Source organism: Ascidiimonas meishanensis (assembly GCF_037782385.1).
In the GTDB taxonomy this organism is placed as follows: domain Bacteria; phylum Bacteroidota; class Bacteroidia; order Flavobacteriales; family Flavobacteriaceae; genus Ascidiimonas; species Ascidiimonas meishanensis.
The window spans coordinates 12,186-29,443 of the sequence record NZ_JBBEXD010000006.1 but is presented as its reverse complement, the minus strand read 5'-3'; the positions used below and the strand labels follow the sequence as shown (position 1 = coordinate 29,443).

Sequence of the window (17,258 nt, the reverse complement as noted above, 5' to 3'; positions counted from 1 at the left end):
TAAATAGACCAAACAACAACCTATGAAATTAACAACACACCTTATATGCTCATTTTTACTGCTTAGCATGCTCATCTCTTGTAAATCATTTAAGCAAAAAAACGTGCACCAAAAAATTGAAAAACAGACCAACGAAATATTTGATAGGTTAGTGGAAATTAGAAGAGATTTACACAAATATCCTGAATTGGCTGGAAATGAAAAAAGAACTTCCAGAATCATTGCTGATTATTTATTGAATTTAGGATTGGAAGTTAAAACCGATGTTGCAGGCTATGGGGTCGTTGGAATTCTAAAAGGTGGAAAAGAAGGGAAAAACATCGCTTGGCGAGCAGATATGGATGCGCTGCCCCATGATTTTCCTGACGAAGTACCCTATAAATCCAAAAGTAAAGGCATACAACACGGCTGTGGGCATGATGTTCATATGGCAATTGCACTTGGAATAGCGGAAGTACTATCTAAAAATAAAGAATCCATTAAAGGTACCATATATTTTATATTTCAACCCGAAGAGGAAACCTTTGTTGGTGCCAAAAATATGGTGAATAGCCGTGTATTTTCAGCAATGAATCTAGATGAAATATATGCGTTACACGTAACTGCATTGCCCGTGGGGCAGATAATGGTTAAACCCAACGAACTATATGCCTATCAAAAAGGAATACAGCTTAAGTTCACGGATAAATTTTCAAAAGAAGATGCAGGAATTCTTTACAATCACATAAGAAGTAAAATGCTCCGAAAAAAAGAAGGAGCCAATCCTTGGGAAATTCCAAAGGCATTTGATACTATCATCGGATTGATTAATCCAGATACCATTTTTAAAGATTATCTTTTTATGGAGGAAAATTTCATGGTGGAAGAAAACAACAATCAACTTTTTATAAGAGCTTATCTCTATGAAACCCATAAGTTAAATTTACCTACTATTTTACCAAAAATTGAGCAGATCATTCGCACATCCGAGTACAAAGATACATTCATCTCGGCATCATTTATTCAAGAAAACCCAACCGTATTAAATGACCAACTAGTAACAGAAAATGCAATAAATACGCTAACAGCTCTTTACGGCAGTAACTCAGTTGTTAAAAATTATGGTCAGATCCCATATTTCAATGACGACTTCTTTTACTTTCAAGAAAAAGTACCTGGAGTATATTTTTTGTTGGGAGGTTCAAATCTTGAAAAAGGAATTAATGCGATGAATCACGCCCCAAATTTTAGTGTTGACGAAACCTGTATAAAAGTTGGTGTGAAGTCTTTTTCATCATTGATTTTGGAAAGAACTAATAGTAAATAAAGCACTCGTAACCATTATATAAGTCTCTGATTTAGGTAGGAGAAACCTATTTAAACCGCTTTGAAGCAATTTTCTCTGCTTGGGTAGTAGTGTTGGTATCCATAAATTCAAGGCCCTTACGTATAGATTTCTACAAAAAGTAAAAGATTTATTTTTTTATGTTTGAAGTATTTGATTGCAGTTGGAAAATGGTCAGGGTAGCCCATTTACCATGAGTATACATAAATGTTTAAGATGATGCCACCGATTAAGTAAGGATAAGTCTAACTTAAGATAAATACTAAAAACTGAACTTTGATTGCTTATTGATTCATTCAACTAAAAGCTTTCTTCACCCCTATTTCATTTACAGATAAATTGGCTACAATGGTTTTCTTAAACTTATCCATATCATAGGGCTTGAGAATAATATCATTCATCCCACAATTAAAGATTTGATATTTTTGTTGTTCCACCTCTACTGCTGTTAAAGCAATAATGGGAATAACCCTATTAAACGCCCGTATCTCTGTAGTTGCTTCAATTCCGTTTTTAACTGGCATATTAATGTCCATTAAAACTAAATCAAACTTTTTTTCCTTTACAAAATGTATTGCTTCTTCTCCATTTTGAGCAACTTCACATAACACACCCTCATTTTCAAGAATTCTCTTGGTAACAGATTGATTTATTCTATTATCTTCTACAATTAATATTTTCTTTTTGGCTAGCTCTTTGAAATTTAAAATGGGGGTTGGGTTTTCACTTTCCAACTCTTTAGAAATGGCAAAATCTAGCACAAAATCAAATACAGTTCCCTTTCCTAGTTCACTCTCTACCTCAATTATACCTCCCGCCTGCTCTACTAATTTTTTTACAATTGGTAGGCCTAAACCAGTACCTTGATATTTGGAAGACATAGAATCTATTTGTGTAAACTCATCAAAAATCTGATCTAACTTATTTTTTTCGATCCCAGGCCCTGTATCGCTGATTCGAAATTGAATTTTAATACTTTTAGAAGATTGTTCCAACTTCTTGATCTCCAGTATAATTTCGCCTTTTTCGGTAAACTTACATGCATTTCCAATGAGATTCATTAAAATTTGAGATAATCTAGTAGAATTTCCATGTAACAATATAGGTACATCTTTAGCAATTCTGATACTAACTTCATTTTCATGTTGTAACTTTACATACTCAAATGAGGATACAATGGTATCTGATAGTTCTTTTATATCAAACGTAGATTCCTCATCAGGAAAACTATTGTTTTCAATTTTATTAATATGCAATAAGTCGTTAACTAATGCTAACAAATAGTTTGCAGAAAACTTTAACGATTTTAGATCTTTTTCGTGTTTCTTTAAGTCGTTATTTTCTAATAAAATAGAGCTTAAACCTACTACACCATAGAGTGGTGTTCTTAGCTCATGGCTTACCGTTGCAAAGAATTTTGCTTTTGCTTTAGTAAGTTCATCACTTTGCCTTTTGGCCTCTAAGTACTTTACATTTTTATCTTTTAAATCTCTTATTAATTGCTTACGTCTTATATTAGATAAATAGGTGAGTGCAAAGATGATACATATACAAATTAACACGGCTAAGATCACAAAAAGTAATAGGGTATTCCTTTGAGCCTGATTCTCTAACAATTCTTTTTCTAGCTCTTTAGATTTAATCTGGTCTTTATAACGTTCTGCATTAAGCTTTGCACTTACAGATTCTATGATATTTTTAGCTTCATCTTTATCCTTTTTCTCTTCGTAGGCTTTCAGTTTTTTATCTATTTCATAAGCGCCCTTATAGTCTTCTTTCATCAACAAAGCATCTTTATAGCCTACGTATCCTTCAATTAGTGCCTCTTCATATTCGGAAGGTTTAGTAAGGGCTATAGTTTGTTTAAAATTCTCAATAGCTTCATCTGGTTTATTTAACAGAAGAAGCCTTCTACCAATATTGTGGAGATGACTTGCCTTAAAATGGGGCGGACTCCCTATAAGATTTAGGTAGAATTCTGTTTTTTCTATATGATAGGCACTTCGCTCTGGTTTTTCAGTCTCATTAAAAACTCTAGATAAATTATGATGTATTACAAATAATCTGGTTGTATCTTTTAGTTGTTCTGCTATTTCTACACTCTCAAGATATAGTTTTATAGCCCTACTCTTATACCCCTCCACAAAATAATAGATGTTGGCAAGATTCCCTTTAGTTCTTAAAATAATAGAGCTATCATTCACTCTTTTAGCTTCTTCTAATGATTTCAAAAACAACTTTTTAGCCCCTATGGAGTCATTTATGCGTATTAATGTATTCCCTATAATGGTTCTAGTATCATGAATGTGGTTATTATTACCACTCCTTTTAGAGAGTGCCAATCCTTTTTCTGCATAAATTAGGATGGGAGCAAAACTGGACTTATAATGTTCTTCTGTCATCCATTCTAACATAGCCTCCACATGCGTGGTTATCTCAGCTTCCGTAGAATCTTTGGATATTTTAGGTAATTTTTCTAAGATAGAAGTAAAAGGACTAGGAACAGGATCAATAGCTATGTTCTCCTTTTGACTGTAAGAACATAAAGTGATAAAACAAGTTATTAGTACCAACGTTTTGTTTAGAAGTTTCATAGCAGATCTAAAAAATTTGGGACTTCAATATAAATATTATTTTGCAAATAATGTTTATAGTTAGCTAATACTCACTGTAATTAAAGTTTATTGGTGAAAATCTTAAAGAAAACGCAGCTGCTCCAGAACACAAAACCTCGCTAATAATTTGGTGTTTCATCAAGCTATTTCTGATCAATCTAACTATTTTAATTGTACGTTGTGGCGTCTTCGTGTAAACTGCTTTTTGGTTATTTGACCTATAACTGTATACTGATTTATAAACTTCAAATTGCCTTAGCATGCATAAGCTATTTACGACAGAAGTAATTTACTGATTATTAAACCCAAAAATTTCCTTTATTTTACTACAAACGTGCTCAAAACCCCATCACTTGTAACATAGAAAATACTTTACACAAAAGTTTCCTGTAAGCTATGGTATCTGATTTACACGTACAAAAAGAACTTGCAGTTTGTTTGAGGGCTTCGTTTCCCGGCGTAGCCTATGCTCATAAAATCAAAAAGCCATTCTTGAAAAGGAATGGCTTTTGGTATATTTTAATTGAATAAGTGTTAACTCGCTACTTCTTCTTCAGATTCTACAGTGGCAAGATATCGTTCTGCATCTAAGGCTGCCATGCAACCAGTCCCAGCAGCCGTAACTGCTTGACGGTAGTCTTTATCTTGTACATCTCCACTGGCAAAAACACCAGGTTTATTAGTAGCAGTGGTTTTACCATGGGTAATAATATAGCCTGTTTCATCCATATCTAACTGACCTTTAAAAATCTCTGTATTGGGTTTGTGACCTATGGCAATAAATAATCCGGTAATTGCAATCTCTTCTTTTTCTCCCGTCTGGTTGTTTACCATACGTAATCCTTCTACTACTTGCTCACCAAGTACCTCATCTACCTCTGTAAAATAACGTACTTCCAGATTCTTGGTATTATTTACACGGTGTTGCATGGCTTTAGAAGCTCGCATCTCGCCTTTACGCACTAACATGGTTACTTTGTTACAAATATTAGATAAATAGGTAGCTTCTTCTGCTGCCGTATCTCCTCCCCCTACAATAGCTACATCTTGCCCTTTGTAGAAGAATCCGTCACAAACGGCACAGGCAGATACACCTCCACCTCTTAATTTCTGTTCACTAGGAATTCCTAAATATTTAGCCGTGGCTCCGGTAGCTATAATAATGGTATGTGCTTCTACTTGCTTCTTACTATCTACGGTTACTTTATGCCAAGCTCCAGGTTCGTCACTTAAGTTTACCTCTGTTACCATGCCTATTCGTACTTCTGTGCCAAAACGTTCTGCTTGTTGTTGTAACTGTACCATCATAGTAGGACCGTCTATCCCCTCTGGATAGCCTGGAAAGTTATCTACTTCAGTGGTAGTAGTCAATTGTCCGCCTGGTTCCATCCCCGTATACATTATTGGATGCATATCTGCACGGGCAGCATAGATGGCTGCGGTATAGCCCGCAGGACCTGAACCTATAATCAAACACTTTATTCTTTCTATTGTATCTGCCATAATTCTATTCTTCTTAAAGTATACTGCAAAAGTAGGATTTTTGAAGAAAAGCTTCGCCAGAAATTATCAAAAGTTATTATGATGGTATAAGAACGGATAATCATTTTGAAAGCACACCTAATATCTTATCAAGAAATACCAAAAAATTTCGTAAATTTAAAAGGATCATCTTTTTGAAAATCAATAAACTAACATAAAACCACTTCTATGAAACTATATATCTATTTCGCAGTATGCTTGCTCACCGGAGGTATGATGAGCATTTCATCCTCTAACATAAACACCAAACATCATACTATTGAAGGTACCTGGGAACTGGTAAATCAATATACCTATAATGGCGTGAGTGTTATAGATACTATTGATAATACAGACGGTTACCGGCAAATTAAAATGTTTTACAAGGGTAAGGTGATGTGGACGCGTTATGTACCTAAAGATTCAGTAGAATGGTTTGCCTATGGCTCTTATACTACGACGGACACTACTCTTGTAGAAACCTTAGAGTATGGCTCTGAATCTATGATGAAAATAGTAGATACCATGCGGGTATTTAGTTTTAAATTGAAGGTAAACAAAGATTCTTATTCACAAATTACTACAGATAATGATGGAAACCCATTGATTTCTGAAAATTATAAGCGGATTGATTAAACCTTTGTTTTTTGGAGATGCTAACTCCTCTTCCAAAGCTTTTTAAGTGGGAATATACTCTAAGAAAACTTTAAATTATAGTTGGAGCTCCATACTTTCAAATCCTTTCCCAGTTTTACTTTTTTGTAATTGCACTTTGGAAAATTTAATTTCTTTTTAGAATACACTAATAGCTTCCAAGTCTTTATTTCTCTATTAGGATAGAATATTGAGAGTCAATCCATCTGACTCTAATTTTTAATTATTGCGTAATGACCATTTGTAATCTATACAAATACGTTAAATATATATCATTCAATTGGGGGTATTTACAGGTTTTTACTACACCTATATATAACATCGTATTAATTAAAGATTGAAAACCTATTAATTTAGAGATCATGCCAGAAAATAGTCAATATAATCAAGAGCAAAGCTTACAGGAAAAAATGGAAAGGAATATTGCTCTTACTGAAAGTTTTGAAGTTCAAAGTGTCGCAATTCAACAAACAGAAAAGGAACTGGTTGAGCTTCGCCAAGAAATAAAAGAACTTGTAGATCTGGGTGAAAATGAAAACCTTAGTGAAGGTGACCTTGAAACTCTTGAACAGGGCATACAAGAAAAAATAGCAAAAAACATAGCGCTAACCGAAGAATTTAAATTAGAGAATAAACAAATTCAGGAAACTAAAAACGAACTTACCCTACTGAATGTTGAAATAGCATCTCTTGTAGACCAAGGTGAAAATCAATCAACCGATCCTACACAAAATAAAGGCGAGTTCGCCACTCTTAGCATCAATCAGGAACTCACGAAAGAACTGGAAGAACAGCAGGTAAATCTGGCTAAAATTAATTCTCAAATTGAAGAAGTTGATCAATTATTAAATAGCCTTCTAGATCAAGAAAACACTCCAGAAGACCTGATTCAAGAAATCTTATATACCCGAGAAGCTCTCATTGAAAATATTGAAATTACCCAAACAAATCTTCAAAACGTTACCAATGAGTTGCAAAATCTTGATTTTATAAGAACCGATTTACAATCAGGAAGGGTGACAGAAGAAACTAGTGAGGATCTATCTGTGGGTACAGGACAGGCAGAAGAAGAAAGTATCATATCAGACCTAAGTGTAGAAGCCATTCCTTCGGTAGCCATGGGAACTGCCTATATGGAGACTCCAGAACCTCCAAATATAGATCAGATAGAAGAAGAAAGTATAGGCTCCATTCCGTCATTAACAGCAACTGATGGTAGCACTAGTAGTGCGGAAGTTGTAGAACCTCTACAAAATGAAGCTAATGCAGATAAATTAGAAGAAACAAGTGTCATACAAGAACCTGATGAAACATTGAACGCTGCCGTAGCTGCAAGCACAAGAACTTTAGATACCGAAATGGTGGAACCTACTCAAACCCCCATAGATATAAAGGAAATACAAGAGCCCAGTGTGCCTGCTGCCAGCAATACAGAAGTTAATGAACAGGAAGGCTCTCAAACTAAAGACCAGTCAGAATCACAAAATTCGGAACAAAATCAAGATCAAACTGAGTCTCAACCGAGCGAAATTAGCCTATTAAGTGGTGAAATTGAGAAATCGCTAGAAGCGTTGAATGCTCTTTACAGTATGCAAAATAGTGATCAAATTCTTCAAAATATTGAAAAAGATGTTGCTGCTCTTATTCAAAAGCTAGAAGATTCAGTAACCCCTGCTTCTTCAATAACTACCGGAATGCCCAATACAGAAGCCAGTACAAATAATGTACAAACAAATCAAGATCAAGAGAATACCTCGGTTACCAATACAACGGAGAGTACCAATGGTAAATTCAAGAAAATGATTTCTGCAATGAATATTGGAAAAAGGATAAAAAATAATCTTGCAACTAGAAATAATAATCCAGCCAGAAAAAAACCTAGTAAAGGTAAAAGAAGGCAATAATTTATTTGGTTGCAATCTAAGAAGCTTACAACAGATTAAATCTTAACTATTACACTATAGGCGTTTCATCTGTAGCATTTGTTATACCTATTTGGAGATTATCGCCCACCGTACAATCAGTGATTGTGCCTTTATCAAACTGTAAGGTTTCAACACCTTCTTTGCCTTGTAAAGTTATATATTGTTGGTTTCCCTTTGTTTCAATAGATCTAATAATACCATTTAGAATAACTTTTTGTCCTCCTTTTTTACCAGCACCTCTTTTATCAATGCAATTTTTTCTAAATACTTTTCCCTCTTTAAGTTCCCATAACTGGGTAGCCAAGTTGGCCACTTCCTGCACATCATGACTCACCATAAAAATGGTCATCTTAAATTGTTTATGAATCAATGCTAAATAATGCTGTAGCTTTATTCGCATCTCTGGGTCTAAAGCAGAGAGTGGTTCGTCTAGAAGTAGTAATTTGGGAGCTCTTACCAAAGCCCTGGCCAATGCCACCCGTTGTTTTTGTCCGCCAGATAAAGTGTTTGGCATGCTCTCTCCTAACTTTCCTAATTCCATTAAATGCATCAACTCTTCTACCCTGCCTTGCTTTTCTCCTTTTTTTAGGGCGTAGGTTAGATTTTGTCGCACCGTCATGTTTGGAAAAAGAGCAAAATCCTGAAATACAAATCCGATTTCTCTTTTTTGAGGTTTTATATGTTTCTTTTGTGCAGCATCAAACCAGATCGCGTCACCTATTTGTATGCTTCCGTTATCTGGCTTCATAAGTCCAGAGAGCAAGCGTAAAAAAGTAGTTTTTCCTGCACCGGAAGGCCCATTAATAGCAATAAATTCTCCAAATGCTACCGCTTCTGTAATAGAAAGACGCATCTCACCTTGCGGCGCCCGTAATTTTTTATGCAGTGCTATTTGAATCATGGAATGGTACTTTTAGAATATCCGCCATTAAAAAAATACAAGCATACCAATATGGTAAAGGTAGTGACTACTAAAATAAACGATAACGTTCCGGCAGCCTCATAATCCATTCGCTCTACCAAGTCATAAATAGCAATAGATGCTACACGCGTCTTCCCAGGAATGTTTCCGCCTATCATTAAGACAACACCAAATTCTCCAACTGTATGCGCAAAACAAAGTACAATACCCGTCAATACAGATGCTTTCATATTTGGCAATAACACTTTAAATAAGGTGGTGGTACTTGATTTTCCCAGCATATAGGAAGCTTCTTTGAGTTGTGGCGGAATTTTTTTAAAGCCTGCATAGAGTGGTTGTACCATAAAAGGCAGACTGTAGATTAAAGATGCAAATACCAAACCAGGAAATGAAAACACCAGCCGTACATCAAACCATTGCAAGAGTAAATTGCCTAAAGTACTATTTGGACTCAATGCGATCAATAAATAAAATCCTAAAACGGTAGGTGGCAATACTAAAGGCATACTTACCAAGGCTTCTATAAGTGGTTTTATTTTCCATTTGGTAGTAGAGAGCCACCAGGCAAAAGGAATGGAAATCACTAGCAAAATGATGGTGGTAACTAATGCCAATTTGAAGGTAAGCCATAGCGGGTCCCAGAAACTCATAATGGATTTTTATTTGGTGTTCTATATCCGTATTTCTCTAAAATACGTCTTCCCTCTGTACTAAACAAAAACGTTTTGAAGGCCAAGGCTTTTTTATGCTGTTGTTTGTTGCTCTTAAGTACTACCATCCCTTGTGCTATAGGTAAATACGCTGTGCTATCTATTGCTTCCCAAATCCCTTTATTTTTTAAACTAGAAGACAAGACTACTGATTTTGCCGTAAAACCATATTCAACGGCTTGTGAAGCAATAAATTGATTGGTTTGAGAGATATTTTCGCCGTAGACCAATTTGTCTTTAACAGCCTCAAACAATCCGTAATATTCTAATGCTTCTTTGGCCGCTTTTCCATAAGGAGCGGTTTCTGGGTTAGCGATAGCGATATGTGTTATTTTATTTTGGGTGGCTAGAAGAATATCTGGTTTAATAGTCTCTTTTACAGACCATAAAATTAATTCACCATATCCATAAATTACAGGTTCGCTGGTGGTATATCCGTTTTTAGCTAAATAATGAGGGTATTGCAAATCTGCAGACATGAAAATAGTATAGGGAGCACCCGCGGCTATTTGTGAGGTGAGCATACCGGAGGCACCATTAACCACCTCACAAGAAATACCTGTTTTATCTTTAAAGGCAGCAATCAGTTCTTCTAAGGCAAATTGCATACTAGAGGCAGCAGCAATGGTAATGGTTTCTGTTTTAGGTTTGCTGCATCCAGAAACCAAGCTTAGCGTGAATAGTAAAGCAAAGACCTTAGATTGCCTGCATAAAAACAACTGCCTAATTATTTGAAATATCTTCATCCTACTCTGCTAAAAACCATTTAAAGCTCCTTTAATAATTCTGTTTGGACTTAAGGCACTTAGTATCATTCTTTATTGAAAAAGTACTTGCTTTACTTCTCCACATTTCAACATTTGAGCACCAAAATATGGATTTTTAATTTCTTTTTCCATACTTATCCAGAGTCCCCCAGCATTTGCTGCTGCCATGGGACAAGTTTGAACATATAAAGCCACCCTAGAATCTTCTAAATTTTGTACTACGGTAATCATATTTTCAGACAAGCTTAGAAAATGCTTACGTTGTTGATCAATAGATTTGGTTTTGGAGATCGCTTTTAGCTTTTCTAAAATCATACCTAAGTGTGATTTCTCCATTTTATCCATTTCCATTTCTTCTATCTCAACGGCTTGCGCTAAGGCTTCCTGTCCATATTTTTGAACCTCAACCGCATTAGAAGCTACCAAGGCATCTTTCAATAGCAAATAAGAATCCAGAAGTTTCTTAATTCGTTGTTGCACAGCGATTGAGAAAGTCATTTTTATAGGAGTCCTCTCATTTAAAGGAGAGGTGCTTTCTGTTGCCTTCTGTTTTATTCCCGTATGTCCTTCATGCCCCATAGTTGTGCGACCACCTTCTTTGTTCATCATTGATTTTTTCCCTTGTAATTGGGCGGCAGCATCTACCGTAAAGGTACCACTACTTACAATTTCTTCTCCATTTTTGAGACCAGAAGTTACGGTGTAATAACCATTAGTTAAAATCCCTAAAGCTACCTCTCGCATTTCAAAAATAGCTTCATTTGGGTTGGTTTTTACATAGACAAGAGAGCGCTCACCAGTCCATAATACAGCGCTTTCTGGAATGGTGACTTGTACTTCTTTTTTGCCTTCCATTTTAATTTCTCCCACTACAAACATTCCGGGTTTTAGCAATCCCTTTTTATTATTCAATTCTGCTCTCACTTGTAAGGTTCTTGTATTGCTATTAAGCATAGGATCTACAAAAGAAATCTTAGCTTTGAATACCTCCTCTGGATACGAGTTGGAAGATACTTCTATACGTTGCCCTTCTTCAAAAAGTGACAACTGACTCTCATACCCGTCAAAAATAACCCATACGGTATTAAGATTGGCTATTTTTAAAAGGGGCATTCCTGTTTTCACATAGTCGCCTTCTTCTACCATTAAACTAGAAACTACGCCTGAAACATTTGCAAATACCGGAAAGTTCTCTTTCACTTTTCCTGTCTTCTCTATTTGGTTGATTTGATTTTCAGAAAGATTCCAGAGTTTTAGTTTATTACGCACAGCTTTATACAATGCAGGCTGTGCTTCTTTCAAGCCAGACGTAGTGATTAATTCCTGCTGGGCTGCTGCCAATTCTGGGGAATATATGGTGGCTAATTGCTGCCCTTTCTTAACTTCTTCTCCTTCATAGTTTACATTCAACTTTTCTAGGCGACCATTAAAGTAGGCGGATTGTACGGCATCTGACTGTTGATTAATGGTTACTTTGCCTGATAACTTAAGACTTTTGGTGGTGTCATTCATTCCGCTACCTACTGTGATGGTCTCCACTCCTGCTAATGCCATGGCATTTTTGGTCATTCTTATCTCATTCAAAGTGAGTCCTTCTCCACTAGTATCTGCTGGAATCAAATCCATCCCACAAATAGGGCAATCACCCGGTTCAGCTTGCATAATCTGTGGATGCATGGAGCAAGTCCAAAGTGCTTCTGAAGTGCTTTTACTTTCATGCTGGTGCACTTTATTGTCTTTGTTCCCAAAAATGAGATACCCAACAAACAATCCCAGTAATGCTGCTATGATGATGTATGTAAATCTTTTTTTCATCTCAATCTGATTTTGGTTTAAATAATTTTCTCATCGTAGGTGAACTCACCAACCATAAACTAAATCCGCTAAGAACGGTGAATACACCCATTAATGAAAAGATGCGTAACAAGGTGGTATTAAAATTATCACGTCCTTCATAATCCATTGTATGCGTCATCCATAAAAAATCAAACCATCGCCAGCTTTGATGTCTTACTCTTTGAAAAGCACCGTCTTTCTCAGACACGTAAGCCTTTACATTTTCTGGAGACTTATACGAAATGACATATGCCGGAAGCGGTCTGCCTCTGTATTCATGATGTTTGTCTGTTTTAAGGATGCGTTCTACCTCACTAACCTTAAGATCTTCCTTCATTTGTTGGTTGGCAACCGCAATAGCTTCCTCCTTTGTGATTCCTTTTTTAAGGATTCCTGTGTGTGCATTAACTAATACTTCTTTGTTGATCCAATAGTAAGGAATTGAAGCAATCTCCCTAAGCTCCAAAGCAAAAATAGGTTGCTTGAAAGGAAGTTTATCTGGACTAATAAGTGAATCAAAGCCTTGTACTTGTGGGCTAGGATTTCTTAAATGATCTCCGTGAATTTCATCAATATCTGTCCAACTAAAGTAAAGCCCGCTTACCGTCCACATCAAAAACTGAATCCCTAGAAAAATCCCAAGGTATCTATGTGTTTTACGAATTCGTATTGCTACTTTTCTTGGTACCATTTCAATTAATTTTACTATTTCTAAGTCTCAATGCATTTGTAATCACAGATACGGAGCTAAAACTCATTGCTAAAGCCGCAATCATAGGCGAGAGTAAAATCCCAAATACGGGATACAATACTCCGGCTGCAATGGGTACTCCCAAGGTGTTGTAAATAAGTGCAAAAAATAGGTTCTGCCGAATGTTTTTCATTACTTGATGGCTTAACTTTCTAGCTTTTACAATTCCTTGCAGGTCTCCTTTTACCAAAGTAATGGCAGCACTTTCAATTGCCACGTCTGTACCGGTACCCATGGCAATACCCACATCACTTTTTGCCAACGCCGGGGCGTCATTAATTCCGTCACCCGCCATAGCCACTATATGACCTTTCTCTTGAAGTTTTGCTACCTCATTTAGCTTATCTTCCGGTAACATGCCCGCTTTAAAATCGGCCAAGTCCAACTCCTTCGCCACCGCTGCTGCCGTATTGTAATGATCTCCAGTGAGCATAATTACCTCCATCCCTGCTTGCTGTAATGCTTTTATGGCTTTGGCACTGGTTTTCTTAATTTGATCTGCAATCACCACATACCCAACAACTTCTTCATTAATAGCTAGGTAAGAAACTGTTTTTCCTTGTTGCTGATAAGACTGTACTTCCTTTTCCATACCTGATGCGACTACCGCATTTGCAGCTTCCATCATCTTCTTATTCCCTAATTTCAGTTTTTTACCTTGAATACTTCCTTCAACCCCTTTACCTGTTACTGCACTGAAATTGTCTACTTTTAGAAATTCTATTTTCTCTTCTTTTCCATAACTAACAATAGCTTCGGCCAATGGATGTTCACTGGAATTATTAAGGGAGGCTAGGTATTGCAGAATTTCAGGATTTGAATAACTGCCGGTAAAAGAAGTTACTTTTTCAACGGTTGGTTTTCCTTCTGTAATGGTTCCTGTTTTATCTATGATAAGGGTATCTACCTTATTCATCTGCTCCAGAGATGTGGCATTTTTTATGAGGACTCCGTTTTGGGCTCCCTTACCCACTCCTACCATCACAGACATTGGGGTAGCCAAGCCTAAGGCACAGGGACACGCAATAATTAAAACAGCAATGGCATTTACTAACGCAAAAATATAAGAAGGTTCAGGCCCCCAGATTGCCCAGATTCCAAAAGTTAATATGGCAATAATGACTACGATTGGAACAAAATACCCGGAAACTCTATCTGCCAATTTCTGAATGGGTGCTCTGCTACGGCTGGCATCATTTACCATCTGAATAATTTGTGAAAGCAGGGTGTCTAAGCCTACTTTTTCTGCCTTCATCAAAAACGACTGATTCCCATTTATGGTGCCGCTATGTACTAAATCTTCTGTTGTTTTGTTTACGGGAAGCGACTCCCCTGTAATCATAGATTCATCTACAGAGGTACTCCCCTCAGTAATTTTACCATCCACTGGAATTTTCTCCCCTGGTTTTACTTTAAGAATATCACCTAAATCAATTTTATCAATGCTTACTTCTACTTCTTCACCATCTACGATCTTAATGGCTTTGTTAGGCGTAAGCTTTAATAATTCTTTTACTGCTGCATTGGTTTTGCTATGTGCTCTGGCTTCCAGTAACTGTCCTAGTAACACAAGAGTAAGAATCACAGTTGCCGCTTCAAAATAAACATGTACAGTACCTGATTCGGTTTTAAATTCTTGAGGAAATACCGCTGGAAATAACAAGGCTATCATACTAAACAACCATGCTACCCCTGCACCAATACCTATAAGGGTAAACATATTAAGATTCCATGTTTTAATGCTACGGAAAGCTCTTTCAAAAAACATCCAAGTAGCATAAAATACCACGGGAATAGAAAGTGCTAACTGAATCCAGTTCCAGTAGATGGGTTCCATCCATTTGTATAATGGATTGTCTGGCAGCATTTCGCTCATGGCAATCAAGAAAACAGGAAGGGTAAAGAATACCGCTATTTTAAATTTTTTGAGAAGTTTGAGATAGGTCTTTTCTTCTGCTGAAAGATCTGGTTTCTTTGGTACTAAATCCATTCCGCAAATGGGACAGCTGCCAGCTGTTACTTTTACAACTTCCGGGTGCATCGGGCAGGTCCACTCTTTTGCAGAGCTTGCAGCTAAACTTTGCTCTTCAACCAAATCCATTCCACATACGGGACAATCTCCTGGTTTAGAGTATGTCTTATCTCCTTCACAATGCATGGGACAATAAAAAGTACCGGTTCCTTTACCTGTTGGTTTTTTAGCCTCTTCTTTTTTAGGTAGGGTTGCGCCTTGCTCATGAATAGAATACCTTCCACCTTCTTCATCTAATGCCTTCTGAAAGGTTTCAAGAGAAATCTGTGATTCCATTTCAATAGTTGCTGATGCCTCCTCAAGGTCTACCATAGCATTGGAAACCCCTTTTACTTTGTTAAGTAGTTGTTCTACGTGGCTACGGCAACCATTACAGGTCATTCCTTGAATCTGGTAGGTATGCTTCATGATTTATTTCCCAATTTTTTCTGTAATACTGCCACAATGAAGCATCTTATCTCCAAAGTATGGGTTTTCTATTTCTTCCTTTTCTGAAAACCAAAAACCTCCATTATTATTAAATGCCATAGGGCAGTATTGCTTGTAAATAATTCCTGATAACAGTTTTTCTTTTAATAGCGGTTCTAATTGTATGGTTAACTGTGCAAAAAGTGCGCGCTGTGCTTCCAAATCATCTAATGCTGCAATATCTTCTACCAATTGTTTCAAGTCTTTATTTTTATCAGTAGTCACACTTGCAAAGGCTAAGGCAGCTTTCTGAACTAGCACAGGGTTGGATTGCACAAAGCCGTCTTTTAACTTAAAATAATTAATAAACATCTTGTTAGTTTCCTTATCAGAATAATCATAAACCAATACCCTAGGTGATGATTCTCGCATTTCTTTAGTCTCTGTATCTATGGTATTGATTTCTTTTTTTGATTCTGTTTTGCAACCTATTACTAAGATGAATATAAAAATAAATGCTACGTTAATTTGATGTGTTGATTTCATAATAATTCTTTTAATAGTTTGTTAAATAATTAATTTTTGATGAGGCGATAAAATAAGATTCTATGGCATCTAGACGTTTTACCTGAAACGCTAATTGCAGTTCCTGAATGTCTAGTATGTCTGTAAAATCAATGGTTCCATTTTCATAGGTTTTTGTCAAAATTTCTTCTGCATCTCTGGCATGTTCCAGGTTTTTAAGTTGTGTATGGTATTGCTTTCTTGCAGTTGCCTGTTGTTCCAAAGCACTCGTTAATAACGATGCTAACAAATTGCTTCTTTGTTTTTTTAGGGAATAAATTTCTTTTTTCTTTAGATTGAGTTGTTTCAATTTTGACCTATATGAGCTATTAAATAATGGGATTGACAAAGATATCATAGGCATAAGTATATCTTTACCATTGTCACTAAAATTAAGATTAGGCCTTTCAGCAACAGCGATATAATCTAAACCAAAACCAAGGTTGGGGTTTGCATCTTTTTCGTTTAATTGGATCGATTTTTCTACAGAAGCAGATAGCTTTTCATATTTTTCTAATTCTGGATGTAAGCTGATTGAATCTAACGCCACCCAATGGTCTGTTTCTGGTAATTGCAATGCCCATGGAAAGACCACTGTAACACTGTCTTTTCTATTGAGAAGTTCCTGAAATATGGCGGTTTCTGTTTTATATCTTCTTTCTATGGTTTCTAGTTCTGCATCCAGTTCATTTTGACGAATCTGTAATCGAAGTACATCTACCGCAGAAGCCTTCCCAACTTCTAAAGAAACCAACGCCAACTCTTCATAGTTTTTTAATAGTGCGATCTTTTCTTTGATAACGGTACTTTTTTCCTGTAAGACATAAAGTTTGTAATAGGACTGTGAAACGGTAAGCAAAAGTTTTCTTTGTAAGATAACTAATTCCAGATATGTTGTTTCTGCCAGGGAGGCAGCATAGTTTTCTCTTGCTGTAAGGGTACCAAACCAAGGAAGCATTTGCTTAACAGATACTCTTGCCTTTTGAGCCCCGGTTCTGGTTTCTGGTTCACTTACAAAATACCCAAATCCGAATTCTGTATTAGGTAATGCCTTTGTTTCATTTATGTATTCATTGGCTATATCATATTTTAATTGATATGCCTGGATACCTGGGTTATTTTTAAGGGTTTCTTTTATAAAATATTCTAGTTCCTGCCCTTGTACCATAAAACTAGCGCAGCTACAAAAAGCAACTAGCATTATGTTTATATATGATTTCCTTTTCATA

General features: G+C 36.2%; 13 protein-coding genes. 3 read left to right on the top strand and 10 right to left on the bottom strand.

Annotated features, from left to right (window positions below; translation table 11 throughout):
• The first annotated feature begins 22 nt into the window (after positions 1 to 22).
• The gene (locus tag WBG07_RS12305; RefSeq protein WP_340201718.1) at positions 23 to 1,306 is read left to right on the top strand and encodes a M20 metallopeptidase family protein; all 1,284 of its coding nucleotides are present in this window, start codon (positions 23 to 25) and stop codon (positions 1,304 to 1,306) included.
• Positions 1,307 to 1,620: 314 nt separating this feature from the next.
• Here the strand turns inward: WBG07_RS12305 and WBG07_RS12300 are convergent, their stop codons facing one another.
• Together WBG07_RS12300 and trxB are read right to left on the bottom strand one after the other, a co-directional pair.
• Positions 1,621 to 3,918, bottom strand: coding sequence for a tetratricopeptide repeat-containing hybrid sensor histidine kinase/response regulator (locus tag WBG07_RS12300; RefSeq protein WP_340201717.1), 2,298 nt, complete (start codon positions 3,916 to 3,918; stop codon positions 1,621 to 1,623).
• 555 nt (positions 3,919 to 4,473) lie between these two features.
• Positions 4,474 to 5,442, bottom strand: a complete 969-nt coding sequence (gene trxB, locus WBG07_RS12295; RefSeq protein WP_340201715.1) for a thioredoxin-disulfide reductase — start codon at positions 5,440 to 5,442, stop codon at positions 4,474 to 4,476.
• A 207-nt stretch (positions 5,443 to 5,649) separates the two neighbouring features.
• Here trxB and WBG07_RS12290 point away from each other — a divergent pair, with 207 nt between their 5' ends.
• Positions 5,650 to 6,096, top strand: a complete 447-nt coding sequence (locus WBG07_RS12290; protein WP_340201713.1) for a hypothetical protein — start codon at positions 5,650 to 5,652, stop codon at positions 6,094 to 6,096.
• 380 nt (positions 6,097 to 6,476) lie between these two features.
• A complete protein-coding gene (locus tag WBG07_RS12285; RefSeq protein WP_340201711.1) occupies positions 6,477 to 8,018 on the top strand; it encodes a coiled-coil domain-containing protein in 1,542 nt (513 codons plus the stop codon).
• Positions 8,019 to 8,067: 49 nt separating this feature from the next.
• On the opposite strand, the gene WBG07_RS12280 is transcribed toward WBG07_RS12285, so the two are convergent.
• The 8 genes from WBG07_RS12280 to WBG07_RS12245 form a co-directional block, all read right to left on the bottom strand.
• Positions 8,068 to 8,940, bottom strand: coding sequence for an ATP-binding cassette domain-containing protein (locus WBG07_RS12280; RefSeq protein WP_340201710.1), 873 nt, complete (start codon positions 8,938 to 8,940; stop codon positions 8,068 to 8,070).
• Positions 8,937 to 9,611, bottom strand: a complete 675-nt coding sequence (gene modB, locus WBG07_RS12275) for a molybdate ABC transporter permease subunit (RefSeq protein ID WP_340201709.1) — start codon at positions 9,609 to 9,611, stop codon at positions 8,937 to 8,939. Before modB ends, WBG07_RS12280 begins: the two co-directional genes overlap by 4 nt.
• A complete protein-coding gene (gene modA, locus WBG07_RS12270; RefSeq protein WP_340201708.1) occupies positions 9,608 to 10,417 on the bottom strand; it encodes a molybdate ABC transporter substrate-binding protein in 810 nt (269 codons plus the stop codon). Before modA ends, modB begins: the two co-directional genes overlap by 4 nt.
• Positions 10,418 to 10,489: 72 nt before the next feature.
• A complete protein-coding gene (locus tag WBG07_RS12265) occupies positions 10,490 to 12,253 on the bottom strand; it encodes an efflux RND transporter periplasmic adaptor subunit (protein ID WP_340201707.1) in 1,764 nt (587 codons plus the stop codon).
• Position 12,254: 1 nt separating this feature from the next.
• Positions 12,255 to 12,965 (bottom strand): PepSY domain-containing protein, encoded by a 711-nt coding sequence (locus tag WBG07_RS12260; protein ID WP_340201706.1) that lies wholly within the window; start codon positions 12,963 to 12,965, stop codon positions 12,255 to 12,257.
• A 1-nt stretch (position 12,966) separates the two neighbouring features.
• The gene (locus WBG07_RS12255; RefSeq protein WP_340201704.1) at positions 12,967 to 15,465 is read right to left on the bottom strand and encodes a heavy metal translocating P-type ATPase; all 2,499 of its coding nucleotides are present in this window, start codon (positions 15,463 to 15,465) and stop codon (positions 12,967 to 12,969) included.
• Positions 15,466 to 15,468: 3 nt separating this feature from the next.
• Positions 15,469 to 16,011, bottom strand: coding sequence for a DUF3347 domain-containing protein (locus WBG07_RS12250; RefSeq protein WP_340201702.1), 543 nt, complete (start codon positions 16,009 to 16,011; stop codon positions 15,469 to 15,471).
• A 10-nt stretch (positions 16,012 to 16,021) separates the two neighbouring features.
• A complete protein-coding gene (locus WBG07_RS12245) occupies positions 16,022 to 17,257 on the bottom strand; it encodes a TolC family protein (protein WP_340201700.1) in 1,236 nt (411 codons plus the stop codon).
• Position 17,258 lies beyond the last annotated feature (1 nt).